The following is a 21,423-nucleotide window of genomic DNA, read 5'->3' as shown; positions in this document are numbered from 1 at the left end:
AGTGATTCACTTCCGGCTCCCTCGTTTCTTGAATTATTTTATCAGCGGAAGACGCCAAACGGCTGGTTACGCCGCGTCGTCGATCTCCTCATCCGCCTTGCGCGGCACGTAGTTCAGCACCGGTCCGAGCCAGCGCTCGACTTCGGAAACCTCCATGCCCTTGCGCCTGGCATAATCTTCCACCTGATCGCGCTCGATTTTGGCGACACCGAAATAATAGGAGTCAGGGTGGCCGATATAGAGGCCGGAGACCGAGGAACCCGGCCACATCGCATAACTTTCCGTCAGCTTCACGCCGGCCGCTTTTTCAGCGTCGAGCAGCTTGAAGAGCGTTGCCTTTTCGGTGTGGTCTGGCTGGGCGGGATAACCGGGCGCGGGGCGTATGCCGGCATAGGCTTCGGTGATGAGATCCTCTTTGCTGAGCGTCTCGTCCTTGGCATAGCCCCAATATTCGCGACGCACCTGCTCATGCATACGCTCGGCAAAAGCCTCGGCGAAACGGTCGGCCAGCGCCTTGACCAGGATCGAAGAATAATCATCGTTCGCCCGTTCGAAACGCTCGGCAATGGCGATTTCCTCAATACCGGCCGTCACCACGAAGCCGCCGACATAATCCTGAACCCCGCTTGTGACAGGCGCGACGAAGTCGGAGAGCGCCACGTTTGGCCGCCCGTCCCGCTTCGAAAGCTGCTGGCGCAGGGTATAGAAGGTCTCAAGCTCCTGCGTCCTGCTCTCGTCGGTGAACAACCGGATATCGTCGCCGACGGCGCCGGCCGGCCAGAAGCCGATGACGGCGCGCGGGCGGAACCACTTCTCGTCGATGATCTTCTTGAGCATGGCTTGCGCATCGGTCCAGAGCGCGCGCGCTGCCTCGCCCTGCTTCTCGTCTTCGAGAATGGCGGGGTAACGGCCGCGCAGTTCCCAGGTCTGGAAGAACGGCGTCCAGTCGATATATTTGGCAAGTTCGGCCAGATCGTAATCCTCGAACACCCGCGTGCCGAAGAATTGCGGCTTCACCGGCTGGTAGGCAGACCAGTCGATCTTGTGAGCATTCTCGCGAGCCCGGGGCAACGGCAGGCGCACCTTCTCGGCCTCGCTGCGCGCATGGGCGGCCGCCACCTTGGCATATTCGGCTCTTATATCGTCGACATAGCCCTGGCGGGTCTCCGGCGAGAGCAGCGCCGAGACGACGCCAACAGCGCGGCTGGCATCGGTCACATAGATCGTCTGCCCGTTGTTGTAGCCGGGATGGATCTTCACGGCCGTATGCACGCGGCTGGTCGTCGCCCCGCCGATCAAGAGCGGGATCTTGAAACCCTGCCGCTCCATCTCGGCCGCAACGTGCACCATCTCGTCGAGCGACGGCGTGATCAGGCCCGAAAGGCCGATGACGTCGACCTTCTCGGCGATCGCCGTTTCGAGGATCTTCGTCGCCGGCACCATGACGCCGAGGTCGACGATCTCGTAATTGTTGCAGGCCAGCACGACGCCGACGATGTTCTTGCCGATATCGTGCACGTCGCCCTTGACCGTCGCCATCAGGATCTTGCCGGCCGACTGGCGCTCTTCGCCGCCGTTGAGGCGCTTTTCCTCTTCCATGTAGGGCAGCAGCACGGCGACCGCCTGCTTCATGACACGCGCCGACTTGACCACCTGCGGCAGGAACATCTTGCCCGAACCGAAGAGATCGCCGACGACGTTCATGCCGGCCATCAGCGGGCCCTCGATGACATGCAGCGGCCGGGCGGCCTGCTGGCGCGCCTCCTCGGTATCGGCCTCGATATATTCGGTAATGCCGTTGACCAGCGCATGTTCGAGACGCTTCTCGACACTCCATTCGCGCCAGGAGAGATCCTGGACCCGGCCTTCCCGGGCGCCGGCGCCGCGGAAGCGCTCGGCCACTTCGAGCAGCCGTTCGGTGCCGTCGGGGCGGCGGTTCAGCACCACGTCCTCGCAGGCCTCGCGCAGCTCGGGATCGATGTTGTCGTAGACCGCCAGCTGGCCGGCATTGACGATGCCCATGTCCATGCCCGCCTGGATGGCGTGGTAGAGGAACACGGCGTGCATCGCCTCGCGCACCGGCTCGTTGCCGCGGAACGAGAAGGACAGGTTCGAAACGCCGCCGGAAATATGCACCAGCGGCATGCGCTCACGGATCGTCCGCGTCGCCTCGATGAAATCGACGCCGTAATTATTGTGCTCTTCGATGCCGGTCGCGACCGCGAAAATGTTCGGATCGAAGATGATATCCTCGGGCGGGAAGCCGATCTTCTCGGTCAGCAGCTTGTAGGCGCGCGTACAGATTTCCACCTTGCGCTCATAGCTGTCGGCCTGTCCGGTCTGGTCGAAGGCCATGACGACGACGGCCGCCCCGTAATTGTGCAACAGCCGCGCCTGGGCGAGGAAATTCTCCTCGCCTTCCTTCAGCGAGATCGAGTTGACGATCGGCTTGCCCTGGACGCGCTTCAGGCCGGATTCGATGATCGAGAACTTCGACGAATCGATCATCACGGGCACGCGGGCGATGTCAGGCTCGGCGGCGATCAGGTTGAGGAACTCGACCATCGCCTTTTCGGAATCGATCAGGCCCTCGTCCATGTTGATGTCGATCACCTGCGCGCCGTTCTCGACCTGGTCGCGGGCGACGTCGAGCGCTGCCGTATAATCGGCATTGGTGATCAGCTTGCGGAACTTCGCCGAGCCGGTGACGTTGGTACGCTCGCCGACATTGACGAAGGGAATGTCCTTGGTCAGCTCGAAAGGTTCGAGGCCTGACAGCGACATGAAGGGACGATGCTCGGGGATCGGCCGCGGCTTGTACTTGGCGACGGTCTCGGCGATCGCCCTGATATGTTCCGGCGTCGAACCGCAGCAGCCACCGACGATATTGACGAGGCCTTCGCGGGCGAAGCTGTCGATCTGCGCGGCCATCAGCTCCGGCGTTTCGTCATATTGACCGAATTCGTTCGGCAGGCCGGCATTCGGATATGCGCAGATGAAGGTGTCGGCGACGCCCGAAAGTTCCTGCAGATGCGGGCGCATGGCGTTGGCGCCGAGCGCGCAGTTGAGACCGATCGTAAAGGGATTGGCATGGCGCACCGAGTTCCAGAAGGCCGACGGCGTCTGGCCGGACAGGGTGCGGCCGGACAGATCGGTGATCGTGCCGGAGATCATCACCGGCAGGCGCACGCCCTTGGCCGCGAAGCGCTCCTCGCAGGCGAAGATCGCCGCCTTGGCGTTCAGCGTGTCGAAGATCGTCTCGATGAGGATGATGTCGGCGCCGCCGTCGATCAAGCCGTCGATCTGCTCGCCATAGGCGGAACGCAGATCGTCGAAGGTGACGGCGCGAAAGCCGGGATTGTTGACGTCGGGCGAGATCGAGGCGGTGCGGTTGGTCGGGCCGATGGCGCCGGCGACGAAGCGGCGGCGGCCGTCCTCGCGTTCAGCGCGCTGTGCCGCCCGGCGCACGATCTCGGCACCTTCCTTGTTGAGGTCGTAGACCGCACCTTCCATCTCGTAATCGGCCTGCGCGATGCGGGTCGAGGAGAAGGTGTTGGTCTCGAGAATGTCGGCGCCGGCCTTGGCGTATTTGTAATGGATCTCTTCGATCGCGTCCGGCTGGGTCAGGATCAGAAGGTCGTTATTGCCCTTCTGGTGACAGGCGCAGCCGATGAAGCGTGTCCCGCGGAACTGGTCTTCGTCATAGCCGAGCCCCTGGATCTGTGTGCCCATGGCGCCGTCGAGGACAAGGATGCGTTCGCTCGCGGCTTGTTTCAAAGCCGCGAAAACTTCACTGCCGTCACGCTTGCCCGTTTCCGGACCAAAGAGATTGTCAAACACGGGAGGGCTCCTTGACGTCATAAGACCAGACTTCCAAATCACATAAAGATATCTTTATGTCAATATATGCCTATCGATTTCGTGCTTTGCAAGGCTACAGCGCCGCGCGCCTTTTCAGACGTGCAATGGACGGCCGATGCGATAGACCGATGACAGGCTTGCCCGACCTCTATATAGGCGTTTGCAACGCTTGTGCACGAAATCGGAGGAGCATCATGGCACCCGCAACCGGCAATGCCGCGCTTGGAAACTGGACGACCCGCGCCTATCATCGCGACTGGCTGCTCAAGCAGGCGAACGGCCTCTTCGATTTCTTCCAGCACAATTCGGTCAACCCCAAGGGCGGCTTCTACGATCTCGACGACCGAGGCCGGCCGCTCGATGCCGAGGGCCAGGTTCGCGGCATCCATATTGCCGCGCGCGCCGTGCATTGCTTCTCGATCGGCGCCCTGCTCGGCCGTCCGGGCGCTGCCGACGTCGCCGACCACGGCATGAACTATCTCTGGAACCATCATCGCGACCGGAAAAACGGCGGCTATTTCTGGTCGCTTAACAATGACGGTCCGGTCGATTCCAACAAGCAGGGCTATGGCCATGCTTTCGTGCTGCTCGCCGCCTCCTCCGCAAAGACCATCGGCCATCCGCTTGCCGACGGCATGCTCAATGATATCACCGAGATCCTCAACACAAAGTTCTGGGAAGCCAAGCACGGCGCGATCGCCGAGGAATTCACCGCCGACTGGCAGCCGCTCGACGGCGGCGCCTATCGCGGCCAGAACTCCAACATGCATCTGACCGAAGCGCTGATGGCGGCCTTCGAAGCGACCGGCGACAGGCAATATCTGACCAAGGCCGAAAGCATCGCCGATCTCGTCATCCGCCGCGCGGCCGGTTCGGTCGACTGGCGCGTCGCCGAGCATTTCGACGCCGAATGGAAGCTCGACAAGACCTATTATCATCCGAACGAAATGTTCCGCCCGGCCGGCACGACGCCCGGCCATTGGCTGGAATGGGCTCGCCTGATCCTGCAGCTCTGGGCGCTCGGCGGCAAACGCATCGAATGGATGCCGGATGCGGCGAAGGCGCTGTTTGCCCAATCCATGGCGCTCGGCTGGGACAACGACAAGGGCGGCTTCTTTTATACGCTCGACTGGGACGACAAGCCCGCCAAGCGCAATAAGCTCTGGTGGCCGGCCTGCGAAGGTGCGGCTGCCGCGCATTTCCTCAACGAACATCTGCCGAGCGATTTCCACGAGGAGAGCTACCGCAAGATCTGGAACGTGATCGAGCGCGCCTTCATTGACCACAAGAACGGCGGCTGGCATGAGGAACTGACGGAAGATCTCGTGCCCTCGCACTCGCTCTTCCCCGGCAAGGGCGATATCTACCACGCGCTGCAGGCCTGCCTCATCCCCCTCTTCCCGGCAACCGGCAGCCTGACGAAGGGCATCGCCGAGGCCAATGGCAAGCTCTGAGCTTCAGTAACCCGGCGCCGGCAGTTCGGCGCTCGGGTTGCGCTGGAACCATTCGACATCCTCGTTGACGCGGTCGAGATCGTCCTGCACGTCGCGCTGGTCGCGGCGGATGTCGTGCATGTCGTCTTCCAGATCCTCGATCCGCCGGCGCAGTTCCGAGCGGTCGCCATCCTTGGCATCCCTCAGCTTGTCGGAAAGCTCGTCAATGCTCATCTCCTTGGAGCTATAGTCGTTCTGCATCGAGTTGAGGCGTTCCTGCAGCCCGTGCTGCTTGCTGCCGAGGTTGAAGCCGCGCAGGAACCCCGGCGCGGTTTCCGGTGGGCAGACATTGGCATAGCCGCTGCCCGCCTGGCCGCGTGAAAGCCCGCTGAGCGGCGTGCAGTAGCGCACCAGGCCCGCTTGATAGCCCTGGAACCAGATCGACTGATCGGGGATGATCTTGACCCGTTCGCAGGATTTCGCATGGGCGGCGAAACGCTGCTGCGGCTCGTAGCCCGCCGCCCCGTCACTCTCACCGATCACCCGCCAGTCGGCGGCGACGCATTCCTCCTTGGACAGCGTGTTGCAGGAGGCAAGGAAAAGGCCGAAGCCGACAATGGCGGCAAGCGCAAGAAACAAGCGGATCATGGCGTCCCGGGGTAAAATAGGAGTGCGATGCCGCAGCTTAGCCGCAGGATAGGGCCGCGTCACCGGAGCGGCGACACGATTTTGCAGTTTTCATGGCTTTTTTCTGTCAAAATTACGGCAGGAAAGGTCGCATCAGAGCGGCGGGGCAAGCCGCAACGTATCCAGATCCTTCGCCAGCATCAGCGCCAGTGCCTCGACCGCGAGATTGTGGTCGTCGCGCTGCGGCAGGCCGGAGACAGTGACGGCGCCGATGCAACCGGTGCCCTTGACGTTGATCGGAAAACTGCCGCCATGCGGCGCATAGTCGGCGCCATCAAGCCCATTGTCTTCGACCGTCTTGCCGTCCTTCTGCAACTTCAGGCCGGAGGCATAGCTGCTGCGGAAATAGCGCAACACCATGTTGCGCTTGCGGCGGACCCAATTGACGTTATCGGGCGTCACGCCAGGGAGTGCCGCGTAAAACACCGGCATCGAATGCAAGGTCACATCGATCGCGATGCCGAGGCCGCGCTCGGTGGCGAGTTCCTGCAGGAGCTTGCCGAGCTGCCATGCCGTCGTCAGGTCGAAAGCGTCGAAGCTCAGCGCTTTCTCCTGCTCCGCGATCCGGCTGAGATCGTTCTCGATTGTCATGGGTAAGCGCTCCTCTGCCGCGATAATCCGTGCAGACCATTCGCGCGGGAGCCGAAAAAGTAAAGCAAAACTTGGGCCTATGGCCTATCGCACCCGTCAGAGCTTCGGCGTCAGCATCTCGAAACGGTCGCGGATGGTGGCGCAGGTATCGCCGCCGAGCCTTGCAATCGCATCGACCGCTGCCGGATCGACATGCAGCCTTTGCGGATCGACGACCCCGTCGCGGTAATGCGCATAGACGATCTCACCCATGACGATCTGCCGCGAGCGGCCGAGTTCCAGCGTCACATGCCGCCGGCATTCGAAGGCGGCCGGCGCCTCGGCGATGAAGGGCGAAGCGACCTTCTCGCCCGGCATCGCCGTCAGCCCCGCCTGCTTCAGCTCGTCGACGCCGCGCGGATATTTGGCGCCGCAGACATGCATCGCCTCGGCGATGGCGAAGGAGACGATATTGACCGTGAACACCTCGGTCATGCGGATATTGTGGCCCGTGTCCTTGAACGACATGTCGGCATTGTTCTCGACCCCGATCGCAAGGATCGGCGGATCGGCAGAAAGGCAGTTGAAGAAGCTGAAGGGCGCGGCGTTGATCCGGCCGTCCTCATCCACCGTCGTCACCAGCGCGATCGGCCGCGGGATGATCGTGCCGATCATCAGCTTGTAGCGTTCGCGCTCGCTGAGCTGTTTGAAATCGAAGGAAACGGACATGGCTCAGCCGGCTTTCCGGACTGGCGCAAAACCGCTCATCGCCCCGCTGAAGGGCTTCGGCAGCGGCGAGGCATAGGAGCCGCGCTTGCTGGTGGAAAGCCCGAGCGACACCAGCGCCTCGGCCTGCTTGACGGCGGCCGCAACGCCGTCGACGACCGGCACGCCGTAGATCTCCTGCAGCTCGCGCGCCAGATCGGTCATGCCGGCGCAGCCGAGCACGATCGCCTCGGCGCCGTCCTCTGAAAGCGCCCGCTCGATCTCGGCCCTGAGCTTGCCGATTGCGCCCGAGGCCGCATCTTCCAGCTCCAGCACCGGGATGTCGGAGGCCCGCACCTTGGCGCGCTCGCCCATGCCGTAGCGGCGCACGAGATTGTCGATCAGCACCCGCGAGCGCTCCAGCGTCGTCACCACGGTGAAGCGCTGCGCCAGGAATCCTGCCGTCACCACGGCGGATTCGCAAAGCCCGAGGATCGGCACATCGGCAAAGCTCCGTGCCGCTTCGAGCCCGGTATCGTCGAAGCAGGCGATCACAGCCGCGTCATAGCCGACCGCCTGCCGCTCCTGGAGTTCAGAGAGCAGACCGGGGATCGCCAGCGCGCCGTCGTAATGTCCCTCGATGGAAACCGGCCCCATGCGCGACGTCGCGGCGATGATCTCCGTGCCGGAGGCTGCCACCGCACGCGCGGCGGTCGCGGCCTTCTCGGTCATGGAGGCCGTTGTGTTCGGATTGACGATGAGGATGCGCATATCAGTTTATCTTTGCCTGCCGCCGGCTGAGCATCATCATGATGCCGAGGGCGATGAGAATGATGGTGAAGGAAAACAGCGTCGTCACCGTGCCGAGCGCATAGAGCACCGGCGTCGTGACGTTGGTCGTCATGCCGTAGATTTCGAGCGGCAAGGTGTTGTAGCTGCCTGAGGTCATCAGCGTGCGGGCAAATTCGTCATAGGAGAGCGTGAAGCCGAACAAGCCGACGCCGATCAGGCTTGGCGCGATCATCGGCAGCACGACATGGCGGAACGTCTGCCAGGAGCTGGCGCCGAGATCGCGCGCCGCCTCTTCGTAAGCCGGCGAGAAACGGTTGAAGACGGCAAACATGATCAGCACGCCGAAGGGCAGCGTCCAGGTGAGATGCGCGCCGAAGGCCGACGAATACCAGGCGGGCTTCAGCCCTCCCTGCTGGAAGACCACGCCGATGCCGAGCGAGATGATGATCGACGGCACGACGAGGCTTGCGACCGTGGCGTAAAACAGCGCGGTCGAACCGCGGAAGCGGCGGCGGAAGGCAAGCCCGGCAAGCAGCGACACGACGACCGTCACCGCCATCACCATCAGCCCGAGGGTGAAGGAACGGCGGAACGAGGCGCCGAAATCGCCGACCGCCTGCTTCTCGAACAGGTTGAAGAACCAATGGGTGGAAACGCCGTTCATCGGGAAGGTCAGGCCGCCGTCCGGTCCCTGGAAGGAGAGGATCAGGATCGCCGAAAGCGGGCCGTAGAGAAACAGTACGAAGATGATGAAGAAGATCGCCAGCAGATAGAATTGCAGGCCGCGTTTTTCGTGGTTCATCTCAAAGCTCCTTGCGGATGTCGACGACGCGCAGGATGGCCGCGACCATCAGGAGCACGACGGCGAGCAGCACCACGGCATTGGCGGCCGCTGCCGGATATTGCAGCAGCGACATCTGGTTCTTCATCATCAGCGCCACCGAGGCGCTCTGGCCGCCGGACATCACCTGAACCGTCGAAAAGTCGGCCATGACGAGCGTCACGACGAAGATCGTGCCGATCGCCATGCCGGGCTTGGCGAGCGGAATGACGACGTTCCACAATATCTGCCAGCCCGACGCACCGGCATCGCGCGCCGCCTCGAACAGCGACCGGTCGATGCGCATCAGCGTGTTGAAGATCGGCGTCACCATGAACAGCGTATAGAGATGCACCATGGCGAGCACGACGGCGAAATCGGAATAGAGCAGCCATTCGATCGGCTGCGGAATGATGCCCATTTTGATCAGCGCCGAATTGACCAGGCCGTTGCGCCCGAGCACCGGGATCCACGAGATCATCCGGATGATGTTCGACGTCATGAACGGCACGGTGCAGACGAGGAAGAGGATCATCTGCGTTGAGGTCTTGCGGATGTGGAAGGCCAGGAAATAGGCGACCCAGAAGCCGATGACGAGCGTCAGCGACCAGACGATCGCGGTGAATTTCAACGTGTTGAGATAGGTCTTCCACGTCACCCACGAACCGAGCGTGTCGGTATAGTTCATGGTGAGGAAATCGGGGTAGAGACCGGCGAAATCGTAGTCCCAGAAGCTGACGACCGCGATCATGGCGATCGGCAGCAGGAAGAAGAAGCCGAGAATGGCGAACAGCGGCGTCGCCTGGAGATAGGATATCGCCGATGGGGAGAGCCTCAGTCCACGCCCGCCGCGCGCGCCCTGACCGTCCTCCTCCGTTTCCGCTGCGATGGTCGCCATATCCGGTTCTCCGTTCTGATTACGTCAAGTGGAACGAAGGTGCGTGCCACCCCCTCATCCGCCTGCCGGCACCTTCTCCCCGCTGGGGGAGAAGAGAATCGCGGCGGCGTCCGGGCCACCTGCTTTCCGACAGGGAGGGCTCAAAAAAGACCCCTCCCCAACCCTCCCCACAAGGGGGAGGGAGTTCTCTGCCGCACCGCCTCCGGACTCCCTCCCCCTTGTGGGGAGGGTTGAGGAGGGGAAAACGGCAATCGCATTACGCAGCGATGAACTCGTTCCAGCGGCGGACCATGTAGCGGTCCTCGTCCATGACGGAGTTCCAGCAGGCGACCGCGCCCATGCGGGCTTCGAAGGCTCCGCCGTCGCGAACGGCGCCAGCCTTTTCCATGACCTTGCCTTCGGGCGACAGGATATCGCCCTGTGCCGGCTTGCCCTCGATCCAGTAGCCCCATTCGTCGGCTGTCATGAAGTTCTTGGCCGTTTCCATGCAGGCGGAATAGTAGCCCTGGCGGTTGAGGTAGCCGCCGACCCAGCCCGACGTGTACCAGTTGATATATTCGTAAGCCGCATCGAGCTGCGCGCCCTTGAGGTGCGAGGCAAGGCCGAGGCCGCCGCCCCATGCGCGGTAGCCTTCCTTGAGCGGCTGATACTTGCAGGCGATACCCTTGGAGCGGACGGCGGCGACGGCCGGCGACCACATGGACTGGATGACCACTTCACCCGATGCCATCAGGTTGACCGATTCGTCGAAGCTCTTCCAGAAGGCGCGGAACTGGCCGTCGCCCTTGGCCTTGATGAGGAATTCGATCGTCTTGTCGATCTCTTCCTTGGTCATGTTGCCCTTGTCGGCATACTTGATGTTGCCCATAGCCTCCATGATCATCGCAGCATCCATGATGCCGATCGACGGGATGTTGAGGATCGAAGTCTTGCCCTTGAACTTCGGATCCATGATGTCGGCCCAGCTCGAAATATCGCGGCCGACGAGATCGGGGCGGATGCCGAGCGTATCGGCATTGTAGATGGTCGGAACCATCGTCATCCACTGCGTCGATTCCTTGGCAAAGGTCTTGGCGCCCGGAGCCTCGACGAAGCCGACCGTGTGCGGCGCCGTGCCCTGGGCGATGACGCTTTCCGGCTTCAGCTTGCCGTTGATGAACAGCGGCACGATCTTGTCGTAATATTTCAGCTTCTTGACGTCCATCGGCTGCAGGACGCCTGTCGGGAACACCTTCTTGGCGATCCAGTATTCGATATCGGCAATGTCGTAGCTGTCGGGCTGGGTGACGGCGCGCTGGGCGGCGGCGTCGGAATCGGTCGCCGTCATCTCCAGCGTGATGCCGAGATCGGCTTTGCACTTCTCGGCGATGGCGTTGATGTTGGAAACACCGGTGCCGAACTGGCGAAGCGTGATGTTCGTCTGCGCCCAGATTGTCGGAAAGCCGGTGATAGCGCCGGAGCCGGCGATGGCGCCGACGGCGGCAGCGCCGGTCTTCAGCAGTGTGCGGCGGGACAGACCCTTCTCCGCCTTGGTCGATGTCGTTTCAGTCGTCATGTCAGTTCCCCTTTTCTTGATATGGAAGGTTCATGGTTCTTGATGGTGATGGCTCACGCCGAGGAGCGGCCGAGAAGCACGGCATCCTCGAGCGCCCAGCTGAGCGCGACGGTGTCGCCGACGGCGACCGGCCGGGCGAAATAGTCGCCGTCGTCTGATATGACGGTGAAATCGTCGCTGCCGGCGCCGATAACGGTGATCTTCACGGAAGAGCCGCGATATTCGATGTTGGAGACGATGCCGTTGAAGCCGAGCGTCCATTCGGTCGCCACCTGCAGGCGCACGCGATCGGTGCGGATGCCGATATCGACGCGCTCGCCGACCTCCCTGCCCGTCCCGCGCACGGAAAAGCTCTGCCCCTCCGGCACCGTCATGACCAGCACCCCGTTTTCGCTCGATGTCACCTGGCCGGACAGCACATTGTGATCGCCCATGAAGCGCGCGACGAAGGCCGTCGCCGGCCGTTCGAAGACCTCGCGGGGTGCTGCGGCCTGCTCGATCCGGCCGTCATTCATGATGACGATGACATCGGCGAGCGCCATCGCCTCTTCCTGGCTGTGGGTGACGTGCACGAAGGTGATGCCGAGCGACTTCTGCAGCTTCTTCAGTTCGGCGCGCATGCGGATCTTCAGGAACGGATCGAGCGCCGACAACGGCTCATCGAGCAGCAGCGCTTCCGGATCGGTGATCAGCGCGCGCGCCAGCGCCACGCGCTGTTGCTGGCCGCCGGAAAGCTGGGCCGGACGCCTGCTGGCATAGGCCTCCATCTGCATCAGTTTGAGCATCTCGCGCGCCTTCGCCCGCCGCTCCTGCTTGTCGACGCCTTTCATCTTCAGGCTGAAGGCGACGTTGTCGATCAGGTCGAGATGCGGGAACAGCGCGTAGGACTGGAACATCATCGCCGTGCCACGCCTGGCCGGCGGAAAGTCGGTGACCACGACATTGCCGAGCCGAATATCGCCCGACGAAATGCTCTCGTGGCCGGCGATCATGCGCAGCGTCGAGGTCTTGCCGCAGCCCGACGGGCCGAGGAAGCAGCAATAGGAGCCGGCCGGAATTTTCAGGCTGATCGCATGGACGGCCGTCGTCGCGCCATAGACCTTCGAAACGGATACTATATCGATCTCTGCCGCTTTCGACATCATGCCTTCCCCTGTTCGAAAAAGACGATGCATCTGCCGTGCCAAATGCAGTTTTCTGCATCAAACCGTTGCGAAATAAGGATTTTATATCAACAGAAGTTTCAAGGGCGAATTATAGGCAGAACCGCATCTGCTCACGATTTAGGCTATCGTGCGCGATTTGTGCAAAAGATCGTATACAATTTCAGCGTCACTTCGGGCACAAATTCTATTTAACTTTTGCCGCGAACACGGATATGGTTTGCCGACCATCAGGAAATCGATTTCATGAAATCCGCTGCCAAGGCTCAGCAGGCCGACGACTCCGCCGAGACCGGCGCGCAACAGATCCGCGATGCCATTCGCGAAGCGATCGTCGAGCGCAGGCTCTCGCCCGGTACCAAGCTTTCGGAAAGCGATGTCGGCAATCTCTTCAATGTCAGCCGCACGCTTGCCCGCGCCGCCCTGCAGGCACTCTCCTATGAAGGCCTCGTCAGCGTCGAGAAGAACCGTGGCGCTTTCGTCGCTTATCCCTCGCCGGATGAGGCGCGCCAGATCTTTTCCGCCCGCCGGCTCGTCGAACCCGGCATATTGCGCGAGGCAGCCGCCCGGATCACGCCGGATGACATCGCCCATCTGAGACAGCTGCTGCTGGAAGAAGGCCGCCTCATGAGCGAGCGCGGCCAGACGGCGCGCCGAGCCGAGATCAAGGCATCGGGCGATTTTCACCTGACGCTGGCGGCAATATCCGGCAATGCGATCATGCAGCGCTTCATGGAGGAACTCGTTGCCCGCTCATCCCTCGTCATTGCGCTCTATGGCCAGTCGACCGCATCGAGCTGCGGCCACTCCGAACATGGCGACATCATTTCGGCGATCGAAGTCAAGGAACTCGACCGCGCCTGCCAGCTGATGCTGCATCATATCGCCCATATCGAGGCCGACCTCGATCTGCGCGAACGCAAGAGCCTCGGCCTCAAGGAAGCCTTCGAGCTCTGAACACGCAAAGGGGGAGCGCAGCTTTCGCCACCCCCGCTTTCGTTTCAGACCGAAGGCTGAAGCCTTACCAGGGTGTCTCCTTCGGCAGCGTCTCGAAGGCCGCGAAAATTTCCTCCGCGGTTTGCGGCTCGCTCGACCGCAGTCGGACGGTTCCGTCGCGCCCAATCAGGATCAGGCCGAACTCACCGGCCGGCGGTCCCTGCAGCCGCGCGCGAATATCGTCGGCATCGAGCTCCCAGTCATCATCGAACAGCGCGAACGCGCCGCCGCCGGCAATGGTGAATACCTCGACGTCTTCCTCGATGAGGCGCATTTGCGCCTTGCGCAGCCATTCGTCCTGAATGATTGGACGGTCGTCTTGCGCGTCGGCGAAGATGATCAATACCCGCTTCCTGTCGCGAAACTGCTCCAGCGATTGCGGAAGCTCCGGCTCATGCCTGGATGCGCCGATGATTTCATGAACGATGGATTTCAGCATGATGCTCGTTCCTCGGCCGTCATCACTACAGAATTGCGCGTACAGAATTGCGCGTCCGAAGACGCGAGGCGCCGTAGTGGCGGGCTGTGCCGACTAAACGGCTGGGGATGAGCGAGGTTCCGCCGAAAAGCGGAAAAGGATCGCAGCCATGGCCGCGATCCTCGTCCTGTCAGTCGCGGCTCTGGTCTTCGGCCGCGTGGGCCGAAACGGCGACGAGATCCGCCGTGCCGTTGGCGAGAAGGCGCTTGCGCACCAGCACGCGCATGACGCGTGCCGCCGTCGAGAAGGTCATCTGGTCGAGCGGGCCTTCGCCCTCCCACGGCTTGGTCAGCCGTTCGGTGACGGCGCCGACGATATTCATCGGCACGATGTCGGTGCATTCGCGCATGGCTTCGAAAACGAAGCTGATGGGGATGATCCGTCCTTCGTGGGTCACGATCGGCTCGGTCAATTCGCTATCCCATTCCTCGAAGGCATAGAGCGCTTCGCGGAACAATTGCTGGAGGGTAAACGGCGCGTGGCCGTTATGAAGTGGCGGCAGTGCATTCATCATGTCTGTCTCCTCTTGTTGGATTGAAGCCAAGTCCTCCGGTATCGGTCGGCATCAACGCGGGAACGGAAAATATTGCCCCTGCGGACCGAATAACACGATTGATTCTATAGAGTAACGTGCCGGGGATAAAGCCATTTATCGGCCGCCGCGAAAGCCAATTTCATAACCGGCTGAAATTCTTGCATTTTTTAGGCGAAATTTTCTCAGGCGACACCCTTTTGGAAAATTCGTGCCACCCGCATTCAGGCGCCCCAAAACGGTACGACGAGGCGAAAAAACCCTGAAAAATCACGGAACCTTTGTCGTTGTAATTTGTTTTGTTCTCATAATTCGCAAAACAGTCTGGGGTTATCACCAATGACGCAAATCCGTGAGCCGGAGCGCCGAAGCAGAATCCTGCGCGGCCGCCCCTATAGCCTTGATGAATTCGCTTCCAAATATGGCCTGCTGAGCGATCAGGCCGAAAGCCTGTTCACCCGTTTCGGGCCCTCCTCTATCGAACTCGACCTGCTGATGGCAGCCAAACGCCGGTCGCCGGTTCTGCCGGACAGAATTGCCGAATAACACTTTGACGAGTGGAATGGATAGATGAGCGACAGACGCCACGAATGGATCAGCAAAAGAGCTTACGCGATCTGGGAAGAACAGGGCCGGCCCATTGGCCGCGACGACGAACACTGGCGCCAGGCGGTTGCCGAACGCGATGCGCTTGAGCGCACGAAGGCCTCTTCCGATGGCCGCGAGGTGCTGGTGAAGTTTCGCCCGAGATCGCAGCAGCCCGAAATGCCGCGTCAAGACTGGGTCAATCCTTCCACAATGGTCGGCTGACCCCCTATCCCAAGCCGGCTTCAGCCGTTCGGCAGCGCTCGTCCATTGCCGGAGCCCTCCGTGGTGGCCTCGTCCTTAGAGGCCCCTGCGGCGCGCATCAGGATGAGGGGGAGAGGCGTCGCCGCTTGCCTCCCCGGAGAGCAGAACGGCAAGCCAGACTCTGCACGGCACCACTCAGCACCACACGGCATACCGATCGCCCGCCTGCCACACGGCCGCCGATCAGCCGCTAGCCACGCTACACACCAATCAACCCTCATCCTGAGATGCGCAGGCCGAAGGCCGGAGCCTCGAAGGACGGGGGATGGGTGCTGCGGCCGCTCCATTGCCGGAGCGGGACCCCGGTAGCCGGCCTTGCTTCTCTCGAGGCCCTGGCGCTTCAGGATGGAAAGAGGGCTCGGCTTGCCTTTCGCAAGAGAGCGTCAGCGACGGCACAGCGCAACCGTTTCCACAAACATCATCGCTCCCTCCGCAAAGTCTCCATCAATCGTTTCGAAACAAGTCGATGAAATAATGCGGATTTCTTAACCATAGATCCAGAACGCAAAGTCCGATCCTTTCACCGCCAAATCGAATCACGACATGAATGAAGACGTATTCATCGGCAGTTTTGCAGAGCAGAAATGCTGTGGGATTTGCCTGCCGGCCGGCGTGGGTGTCATGCCTGAATTGCGGAGAAAAGGCTGAGCCGTTCGGGAAGGCCGATCGTCAGAAAGCGTTGGTTTCCTGGCAGAGCGCCCGGTGAACCTCGGTCCAGAACAGTGCCAGCGGCCTGTCGCCGTTGCGTTCGGCAACGAGGGCGCGGATCAGCGCTTCGGAGCCTGCCATGTCCTGCCAGCTGGATTTCAGGCCCTTGGCGGCCTGTTGGCATTCGGCAATCTCGAATGGTCTCTTGCTGTCCATATGAGGTCTCCTCATGACAGGCGCTAGCAGATGGGACCCGAATTGTCATTCCCCGCATATGTGGGGATGCCTTGTATTTATGACGGCCCTCGCGGTAGGATTGAGGGAATTGGGGCAGTGGAAATGATTGAGAATACCTATAGCGAAAAGTTCGAGTCCGCTTTCGAACAGATCAAGGCCGCGGCCAATGTGGATGCCGCGATCCGCATTCTGCAGGCGGAATATGGCCTCGATTTCGTCACATACCATCTCGCCCAGACCATCGCCAGCAAGATCGATTCGCCCTTCGTGCGCACCACCTATCCGGATGCCTGGGTCTCCCGCTACCTCCTGAACAGCTATGTGAAGGTCGATCCGATCGTCAAAGAGGGCTTCGAACGCCAGCTGCCCTTCGACTGGAGCGAGGTCGAGCCGACGCCGGAGGCCTATGCCATGCTGGTCGACGCCCAGAAGCACGGCATCGGCGGCAACGGCTACTCCATTCCCGTCGCCGACAAGGCGCAGCGCCGCGCCCTCCTGTCGATGAATGCCCGCATACCGGCTGACCAATGGGCCGAACTCGTCCGCCGCTGCCGCAACGAATGGCTCGAGATCGCTCATCTGATCCACCGCAAGGCCGTCTACGAGCTGCATGGCGAGAACGATCCGGTGCCGGCACTGTCGCCGCGCGAAATCGAGTGCCTGCACTGGACGGCGCTCGGCAAGGACTACAAGGATATTTCGGTCATCCTGGGCATATCCGAGCACACCACGCGCGATTATCTGAAGACCGCCCGCTTCAAGCTCGGCTGCGCGACGATCTCGGCCGCCGCCTCGCGGGCCGTGCAATTGCGCATCATCAATCCCTAGAGCCTTTCCTGGTCAGATTGCAGCATTCTGTTGGCTCAAACGGAGTCGGATGGTCGACCGGCCGGCGCGCGGCGTAGCCCGGCTCTACGGCCAAGCCGGCCGGTCGATCAGCCGGCCCGTTTCAGCCAACCCTCCCGCAGATTTGCCTGGCAAATCTGCGGGAGTTTAGAATCGCCGGACGCACCTGTTGCTTCGCATGGCGAAGCAGTGCGGCCGGTGGGCCGGGCATCGCTACGCCGGGGCAGAGGCGATCGGCTCGGACGTACCAAGAGGTATGCCCTTCGCCAATCGCCCCTGCCCTGACGAAAACCTGCTCCGGCAGAATGCTTCAAGCTGACCAGGAAAAGCTCTAGCTCGTTTGTTGGCGCATGTCGTGATCGCAAAATCTCACTTTTGCGCGGCAGGCTCTGCCCCCCTCATCTGAGGGGGCCCATCTGAGGGAATTTCCGATCCGGCCCGCCTGAACCATTCTGCCTTCCACGAACTTGAAAACGCTGGAGGGCAAAATGTTCGTTATCATTCAGGCACATGAGTATCAGAAATACGCTGCCGTACTCGACCAGATGTTTCGCCTGCGCAAGAAGGTGTTCGCCGATACGCTCGGCTGGGACGTGCCCGTCATCGGCCCTTACGAACGCGACAGCTACGATTCGCTGGCTCCCGCCTATCTCGTCTGGTGCAACGACAGCCGCACCCGTCTTTATGGCGGCATGCGCCTGATGCCGACGACGGGCCCGACTCTTCTCTACGACGTGTTCCGCGAGACCTTTCCCGATGCCGCCGATCTCATCGCTCCCGGCATCTGGGAAGGCACGCGGATGTGCATCGATGAAGAGGCGATCGCCCGGGATTTCCCCGGCATCGATGCCGGCCGCGCCTTCTCCATGATGCTGCTTGCGCTTTGCGAATGCGCGCTCGATCACGGCATCCATACGATGATTTCCAACTACGAGCCCTACCTCAAGCGCGTTTACAAGCGCGCCGGCGCCGAAGTGGACGAACTCGGCCGCGCCGACGGCTACGGCAAATATCCCGTCTGCTGCGGCGCCTTCGAAGTATCGGACCGCGTGCTGCGCAAGATGCGCGCCGCCCTCGGCCTCACCCTACCCCTTTATGTCAGGCACGTGCCGGCTCGCTCGGTCGTGACCCAATTCCTGGAGATGGCAGCATGAACCGCCTCGCTGAAACCGCCACGCAGAAGGATATCGGCGCGCTGGAACGCCATGTTCTCGCATCCCGCGACCTCGCTACGCAGATAGGGGATCCCTTCCTCTCCTATCTCCTCTCGATGGCGCTGTTCACGATCTACGAGAAGAAAGCCCATCACGAGAACGAGGCGCTGAAGAGCAGCTTCAGCTGAGGGCGCTGTTCCCCTCCGCCGTGCCTGAAGACGAGCCATGTCTCCCGGCGCCTCGCGCGCAGCCGCAAGACCAGTCCCCGTTTTGCGGCTGCGCGGTGTTACTACGTCATCAGGGAATTGATCGTCGAAATCAGCGTGTCGTGCATATAGGGCTTCGGCAGGAAAGCGGTATTGGCGGGTAGCGCCATCGGATCGAGCCGCACCATGCCAGAGGTGATGATGATGCCGATGTTCGGCCGCATCGCCCTCACCCGATTGGCAAGCTGGAGGCCGTCCATCGAGCCGGCCATGTTGACGTCGGTGAACAGGATATCGACATCCTGCCTGCCCTTCAGCACCACCAGCGCCTCATCGGCATTCGCCGCCTCCAGCGCCACATGGCCGACATCCTCCAGCACATCGAGGATATTGAACCGGATGAGCGGCTCATCCTCCACGATGAGCACCACGGCACTGTTCAAAGCCACCATCTGCGATCGCCCTTTTCATGCGGAACGTCACTTGAATAACTGTGGTCCGCGCGGGAAGCTTCCAGTGGCTGCCCACGAAATATGCATCGTCCACAGATGCGTGCGCTCTCCGCTTGTGGCTCTTCCCGATTTGCGTTAGAGCGGAACCCGTGCCGCGGGAACCATTGCCCCGGCACCCAAGCGCCGGACACCCGGCGCCAAGGGCCTGTAGCTCAATGGTTAGAGCCGGCGGCTCATAACCGCTTGGTTGGGGGTTCGAGTCCCTCCGGGCCCACCATTCAACTCTCTAAGATCCTATTTTTCCTGCATATATTTGCGTTCAAGGTCCCAGCTTTCAAGCTTAGACCCACCGAGTTAGACATTTTAGTTCTCGTTCCGATCCGGCAAGAGGAGCTTGGCGCCGTCTCCGGCTAGCTTCTTGCGACGTGCTGCGCGGGTGTAACCATCCGAATATTGCCTTGAGCTGATCGCTAGTCGCACCGTTTTTTTGCGGCGATCGAGGCTCCGGCCTTTCGCGGACAGGGCATAGCACCTTGTCCAACCATATGATCGAGCAGAGTGGCGCCTATGCCGACACAAGCCGCGGCGGCCACGCAAACAGGGCATGTTGGTCAATAGCCGCCGGTTGGTAAGGCTGACGGCGCGCTATGGTAGGGCTTCCGTTTTGCTGCCGCCGCGATGATCGACTGGACGGATCGGCCGAGCAACTAGCGCACTTCAGAGCGCGTGTCGTACTTCTCGTCGTACCGCGGTTATTGCGCCCCCTGCCTAGCTCTAAATCAGCAGCCCCCTAATCCTTGCGAAAATTCACGAGGCGCATAAATTCAATCTATCGGATAGCTTTTGCTGGTGACCACGGATGTACTGGCACCGTGCGATGCAATCAAAGAAAGGTCGGCGCGAGCATTCGCCCGACCTTTCTTTTTATAGGTTGGCGCCCGTGGCAGTGCCGACTAAAAATCGAAATACACAGTCACTCCTGACCGACGACGATAGGAGTAATCGTCGCGATAGCCGTAATAGTCGCGATGACCGTAATACCGCGGACGGTAGCACGAGCCATAATACCTGCAGTCGCGGTGGGCGTATCGCTGTTTCCAGTGGCGATTTGCATGCCATTTCCCATGTTTCCGGTGTTTGACCTGCTCGACGTCTGGGGTGTGCAGTTGTGCTGCGTTCGGCACGACAATCGGCGTGGCGTTTAGCGGCAGGGCGAACGATGCAGACAAGACAATGGCTACAAGTGACGAAAAAAGCATCTTCATCGGATCATCCTTTCAGGCTTCGATTCTGGGTTAACAAGGATTAACCTCCGATGAACGCGCGCTTCTCAGAAAAACACCGGCCGTTGAACTTCCTTCGGCTCGGCGGACGTGATTTTTTGGAATTTTGACACGAGGTTCCCGAATTTTTGAAAAGCCCAATCAGGTCTTAAGGACGGCTCAAGGAGCGTTTAAACCGTTCTCAAAGGGCCGGCAAAATATCCTCCCGCCCGAGGTCCAATCCCGTCCGATTTCCGAGCGCTTTGCCGCGACGCGCCAGCGGTCATTGCCGCTGAAGGTCGGCCGGCGGGGGTGGGCACACTAAGTGCGCTTATAGATCGTCGCGGATAGAAAAAACGTAGTTGTAAGGCGTTCCGGAAGAGCCTTTCCGGACCTCGTCGATCGACAGGGAACGAAATTTTCGATCTTTCAGGCAATATACAGAATATCCAAACGGCTTAAGATAGTCGATCACACTGCCGACAGCGTTGGGTCGATGTCGGTCTTCCGCTTCGATAAGCAGATTTGGGCGATCCCGGTGCAATATAGCCTCCGCGCCTTCGAGTACTTTTAGTTCGTGCCCTTCAACGTCGATCTTGATGAAGCCTACAGTGTCGAACTGATAGCTATCCAGGCGCCGGGTTGGAACGGAAATTTCTTCGACATTTTGCGTCGAAAGCCTATTCTGCTCCTCAATCGTGGCGCAGCCATCCATGCGCTGATCACTGGGGATCCGCATCGTTGCAACGCCAGCGCTGTCGGAAAGTGCGACCTGCTCCACCCGAACCGACGAACCAAGCGCGGCCTTCAGAAAAGCTACCATGTTAGGCTGAGGCTCGAAGGCGACGACATTGCGCGCATACTTGGTCAAGAACCAAGAATAGACACCGTAGTTCGCACCTATATCGATGGCAGTCTGGCTCCGACGGCATAATCGATCGAGGATCCGAAGTTCGGGCTCACCATGGCGCCATTCTCGTGAAGCGCGCGTCCATAACCTGAACCGAGGTGGCGCAATCTTAGCAATATGAAGCATGTAGGCTCCCGGTAACTCGAAAGCATGCGCTATCCACTCGTCGAGCGGCGTGCCCCTGTTTCTTCACCTTCCGTGAATTGGCAACCAGTGGCTAGATCATCGATAGTTGATGCCTTGCGTGGCCGTTTCGCCAAGCCTAGTTCTTTAGGTGAAGCCGACGTAGCCATGGATCCCTTCTGCAGGCATTGCCAAACAACCTTGATCGTGGCAGCAAGCGCTTGCGAAGGGGTTTTCAACAAATAA

General features: G+C 60.9%; 22 protein-coding genes and 1 tRNA gene. 8 read left to right on the top strand and 15 right to left on the bottom strand.

What is annotated here, in order from left to right:
* Positions 1-66: 66 nt before the first annotated feature.
* On the bottom strand, positions 67-3,840 hold the full coding sequence (metH, locus tag FHT69_RS02625) for a methionine synthase (protein WP_183904873.1): 3,774 nt from the start codon (positions 3,838-3,840) through the stop codon (positions 67-69).
* 215 nt (positions 3,841-4,055) lie between these two features.
* On the opposite strand from metH, the gene FHT69_RS02620 reads away from it, so the two are divergent.
* Entirely contained in the window at positions 4,056-5,315 is a 1,260-nt protein-coding gene (locus FHT69_RS02620; protein WP_047611018.1) for an AGE family epimerase/isomerase, read from the top strand.
* A gap of 3 nt (positions 5,316-5,318) precedes the next feature.
* Here FHT69_RS02620 and FHT69_RS02615 read toward each other — a convergent pair whose 3' ends face one another.
* From FHT69_RS02615 to FHT69_RS02580, 8 genes are all read right to left on the bottom strand, one after another.
* Complete coding sequence (locus FHT69_RS02615; RefSeq protein ID WP_028756351.1) at positions 5,319-5,942, bottom strand: DUF2799 domain-containing protein; 624 nt, start codon at positions 5,940-5,942, stop codon at positions 5,319-5,321.
* 132 nt (positions 5,943-6,074) lie between these two features.
* Positions 6,075-6,572 carry a heme-degrading domain-containing protein gene (locus tag FHT69_RS02610; RefSeq protein WP_028756352.1) on the bottom strand — a complete coding sequence of 166 codons (498 nt, stop codon included), beginning with the start codon at positions 6,570-6,572 and terminating at the stop codon, positions 6,075-6,077.
* Positions 6,573-6,668: 96 nt separating this feature from the next.
* The gene (locus FHT69_RS02605; RefSeq protein ID WP_028756353.1) at positions 6,669-7,280 is read right to left on the bottom strand and encodes a flavin reductase family protein; all 612 of its coding nucleotides are present in this window, start codon (positions 7,278-7,280) and stop codon (positions 6,669-6,671) included.
* Between the two features lie 3 nt (positions 7,281-7,283).
* The gene (locus tag FHT69_RS02600) at positions 7,284-8,027 is read right to left on the bottom strand and encodes an aspartate/glutamate racemase family protein (RefSeq protein ID WP_028756354.1); all 744 of its coding nucleotides are present in this window, start codon (positions 8,025-8,027) and stop codon (positions 7,284-7,286) included.
* A 1-nt stretch (position 8,028) separates the two neighbouring features.
* Positions 8,029-8,850: an ABC transporter permease gene (locus FHT69_RS02595; RefSeq protein WP_047611022.1), complete on the bottom strand. Its 822-nt coding sequence runs from the start codon at positions 8,848-8,850 to the stop codon at positions 8,029-8,031.
* Between the two features lies 1 nt (position 8,851).
* Positions 8,852-9,766, bottom strand: a complete 915-nt coding sequence (locus FHT69_RS02590; protein ID WP_028756356.1) for an ABC transporter permease — start codon at positions 9,764-9,766, stop codon at positions 8,852-8,854.
* Positions 9,767-10,022: 256 nt separating this feature from the next.
* Positions 10,023-11,321 carry a PotD/PotF family extracellular solute-binding protein gene (locus tag FHT69_RS02585; RefSeq protein ID WP_183904872.1) on the bottom strand — a complete coding sequence of 433 codons (1,299 nt, stop codon included), beginning with the start codon at positions 11,319-11,321 and terminating at the stop codon, positions 10,023-10,025.
* A gap of 53 nt (positions 11,322-11,374) precedes the next feature.
* Entirely contained in the window at positions 11,375-12,463 is a 1,089-nt protein-coding gene (locus FHT69_RS02580) for an ABC transporter ATP-binding protein (RefSeq protein ID WP_028756346.1), read from the bottom strand.
* A gap of 267 nt (positions 12,464-12,730) precedes the next feature.
* On the opposite strand from FHT69_RS02580, the gene FHT69_RS02575 reads away from it, so the two are divergent.
* Entirely contained in the window at positions 12,731-13,441 is a 711-nt protein-coding gene (locus tag FHT69_RS02575; RefSeq protein ID WP_047611771.1) for a GntR family transcriptional regulator, read from the top strand.
* Between the two features lie 64 nt (positions 13,442-13,505).
* Here the strand turns inward: FHT69_RS02575 and FHT69_RS02570 are convergent, their stop codons facing one another.
* The gene (locus FHT69_RS02570; protein WP_028756344.1) at positions 13,506-13,919 is read right to left on the bottom strand and encodes a DUF4174 domain-containing protein; all 414 of its coding nucleotides are present in this window, start codon (positions 13,917-13,919) and stop codon (positions 13,506-13,508) included.
* Positions 13,920-14,088: 169 nt separating this feature from the next.
* Positions 14,089-14,472 (bottom strand): hypothetical protein, encoded by a 384-nt coding sequence (locus FHT69_RS02565; protein WP_028756343.1) that lies wholly within the window; start codon positions 14,470-14,472, stop codon positions 14,089-14,091.
* A gap of 357 nt (positions 14,473-14,829) precedes the next feature.
* On the opposite strand from FHT69_RS02565, the gene FHT69_RS02560 reads away from it, so the two are divergent.
* A complete protein-coding gene (locus tag FHT69_RS02560; RefSeq protein ID WP_028756342.1) occupies positions 14,830-15,036 on the top strand; it encodes a hypothetical protein in 207 nt (68 codons plus the stop codon).
* Between the two features lie 24 nt (positions 15,037-15,060).
* On the top strand, positions 15,061-15,300 hold the full coding sequence (locus FHT69_RS02555) for a DUF2934 domain-containing protein (protein WP_028755998.1): 240 nt from the start codon (positions 15,061-15,063) through the stop codon (positions 15,298-15,300).
* 708 nt (positions 15,301-16,008) lie between these two features.
* Here the strand turns inward: FHT69_RS02555 and FHT69_RS02550 are convergent.
* A complete protein-coding gene (locus tag FHT69_RS02550) occupies positions 16,009-16,203 on the bottom strand; it encodes a hypothetical protein (protein WP_018242928.1) in 195 nt (64 codons plus the stop codon).
* Positions 16,204-16,326: 123 nt separating this feature from the next.
* Between FHT69_RS02550 and FHT69_RS02545 the strand changes: the two genes are divergently transcribed.
* The 3 genes from FHT69_RS02545 to FHT69_RS02535 all read left to right on the top strand — a co-directional run bounded on the left by FHT69_RS02545 (position 16,327) and on the right by FHT69_RS02535 (position 18,412).
* A complete protein-coding gene (locus tag FHT69_RS02545) occupies positions 16,327-17,052 on the top strand; it encodes a LuxR family transcriptional regulator (RefSeq protein WP_168334177.1) in 726 nt (241 codons plus the stop codon).
* Between the two features lie 506 nt (positions 17,053-17,558).
* Positions 17,559-18,224 (top strand): acyl-homoserine-lactone synthase, encoded by a 666-nt coding sequence (locus FHT69_RS02540; RefSeq protein WP_183904871.1) that lies wholly within the window; start codon positions 17,559-17,561, stop codon positions 18,222-18,224.
* Positions 18,221-18,412: a hypothetical protein gene (locus FHT69_RS02535; protein WP_028756001.1), complete on the top strand. Its 192-nt coding sequence runs from the start codon at positions 18,221-18,223 to the stop codon at positions 18,410-18,412. The genes FHT69_RS02540 and FHT69_RS02535 overlap by 4 nt, the downstream gene beginning before the upstream one ends.
* A 101-nt stretch (positions 18,413-18,513) precedes the next feature.
* Here the strand turns inward: FHT69_RS02535 and FHT69_RS02530 are convergent, their stop codons facing one another.
* On the bottom strand, positions 18,514-18,882 hold the full coding sequence (locus FHT69_RS02530) for a response regulator (RefSeq protein ID WP_047611029.1): 369 nt from the start codon (positions 18,880-18,882) through the stop codon (positions 18,514-18,516).
* Between the two features lie 201 nt (positions 18,883-19,083).
* Between FHT69_RS02530 and FHT69_RS02525 the strand changes: the two genes are divergently transcribed.
* Positions 19,084-19,159: transfer RNA gene (locus tag FHT69_RS02525), tRNA-Ile, on the top strand.
* A 676-nt stretch (positions 19,160-19,835) separates the two neighbouring features.
* On the opposite strand, the gene FHT69_RS02520 is transcribed toward FHT69_RS02525, so the two are convergent.
* On the bottom strand, positions 19,836-20,147 hold the full coding sequence (locus tag FHT69_RS02520) for a hypothetical protein (RefSeq protein ID WP_132572653.1): 312 nt from the start codon (positions 20,145-20,147) through the stop codon (positions 19,836-19,838).
* A 328-nt stretch (positions 20,148-20,475) separates the two neighbouring features.
* Positions 20,476-21,180, bottom strand: a complete 705-nt coding sequence (locus FHT69_RS02515) for an FkbM family methyltransferase (RefSeq protein WP_028756004.1) — start codon at positions 21,178-21,180, stop codon at positions 20,476-20,478.
* Positions 21,181-21,423 lie beyond the last annotated feature (243 nt).

The organism is Rhizobium sp. BK008 (assembly GCF_014197345.1).
Taxonomy (GTDB): Bacteria; Pseudomonadota; Alphaproteobacteria; order Rhizobiales; family Rhizobiaceae; genus Rhizobium; species Rhizobium anhuiense.
This window is presented reverse-complemented; position numbering and strand designations above follow the sequence as displayed.

What these genes read in the sequence shown, in the direction of transcription:
- FHT69_RS02620 (WP_047611018.1), top strand. Translation starts at nt 4,056, where the DNA reads ATGGCACCCGCAACCGGCAATGCCGCGCTTGGAAACTGGACGACCCGC.
- FHT69_RS02615 (WP_028756351.1), bottom strand. Translation starts at nt 5,942, where the DNA reads ATGATCCGCTTGTTTCTTGCGCTTGCCGCCATTGTCGGCTTCGGCCTT.
- FHT69_RS02610 (WP_028756352.1), bottom strand. Translation starts at nt 6,572, where the DNA reads ATGACAATCGAGAACGATCTCAGCCGGATCGCGGAGCAGGAGAAAGCG.
- FHT69_RS02605 (WP_028756353.1), bottom strand. Translation starts at nt 7,280, where the DNA reads ATGTCCGTTTCCTTCGATTTCAAACAGCTCAGCGAGCGCGAACGCTAC.
- FHT69_RS02600 (WP_028756354.1), bottom strand. Translation starts at nt 8,027, where the DNA reads ATGCGCATCCTCATCGTCAATCCGAACACAACGGCCTCCATGACCGAG.
- FHT69_RS02595 (WP_047611022.1), bottom strand. Translation starts at nt 8,850, where the DNA reads ATGAACCACGAAAAACGCGGCCTGCAATTCTATCTGCTGGCGATCTTC.
- FHT69_RS02590 (WP_028756356.1), bottom strand. Translation starts at nt 9,766, where the DNA reads ATGGCGACCATCGCAGCGGAAACGGAGGAGGACGGTCAGGGCGCGCGC.
- FHT69_RS02585 (WP_183904872.1), bottom strand. Translation starts at nt 11,321, where the DNA reads ATGACGACTGAAACGACATCGACCAAGGCGGAGAAGGGTCTGTCCCGC.
- FHT69_RS02580 (WP_028756346.1), bottom strand. Translation starts at nt 12,463, where the DNA reads ATGTCGAAAGCGGCAGAGATCGATATAGTATCCGTTTCGAAGGTCTAT.
- FHT69_RS02575 (WP_047611771.1), top strand. Translation starts at nt 12,731, where the DNA reads ATGAAATCCGCTGCCAAGGCTCAGCAGGCCGACGACTCCGCCGAGACC.
- FHT69_RS02570 (WP_028756344.1), bottom strand. Translation starts at nt 13,919, where the DNA reads ATGCTGAAATCCATCGTTCATGAAATCATCGGCGCATCCAGGCATGAG.
- FHT69_RS02565 (WP_028756343.1), bottom strand. Translation starts at nt 14,472, where the DNA reads ATGATGAATGCACTGCCGCCACTTCATAACGGCCACGCGCCGTTTACC.
- FHT69_RS02560 (WP_028756342.1), top strand. Translation starts at nt 14,830, where the DNA reads ATGACGCAAATCCGTGAGCCGGAGCGCCGAAGCAGAATCCTGCGCGGC.
- FHT69_RS02555 (WP_028755998.1), top strand. Translation starts at nt 15,061, where the DNA reads ATGAGCGACAGACGCCACGAATGGATCAGCAAAAGAGCTTACGCGATC.
- FHT69_RS02550 (WP_018242928.1), bottom strand. Translation starts at nt 16,203, where the DNA reads ATGGACAGCAAGAGACCATTCGAGATTGCCGAATGCCAACAGGCCGCC.
- FHT69_RS02545 (WP_168334177.1), top strand. Translation starts at nt 16,327, where the DNA reads ATGATTGAGAATACCTATAGCGAAAAGTTCGAGTCCGCTTTCGAACAG.
- FHT69_RS02540 (WP_183904871.1), top strand. Translation starts at nt 17,559, where the DNA reads ATGTTCGTTATCATTCAGGCACATGAGTATCAGAAATACGCTGCCGTA.
- FHT69_RS02535 (WP_028756001.1), top strand. Translation starts at nt 18,221, where the DNA reads ATGAACCGCCTCGCTGAAACCGCCACGCAGAAGGATATCGGCGCGCTG.
- FHT69_RS02530 (WP_047611029.1), bottom strand. Translation starts at nt 18,882, where the DNA reads ATGGTGGCTTTGAACAGTGCCGTGGTGCTCATCGTGGAGGATGAGCCG.
- FHT69_RS02520 (WP_132572653.1), bottom strand. Translation starts at nt 20,147, where the DNA reads ATGAAGATGCTTTTTTCGTCACTTGTAGCCATTGTCTTGTCTGCATCG.
- FHT69_RS02515 (WP_028756004.1), bottom strand. Translation starts at nt 21,180, where the DNA reads ATGCTTCATATTGCTAAGATTGCGCCACCTCGGTTCAGGTTATGGACG.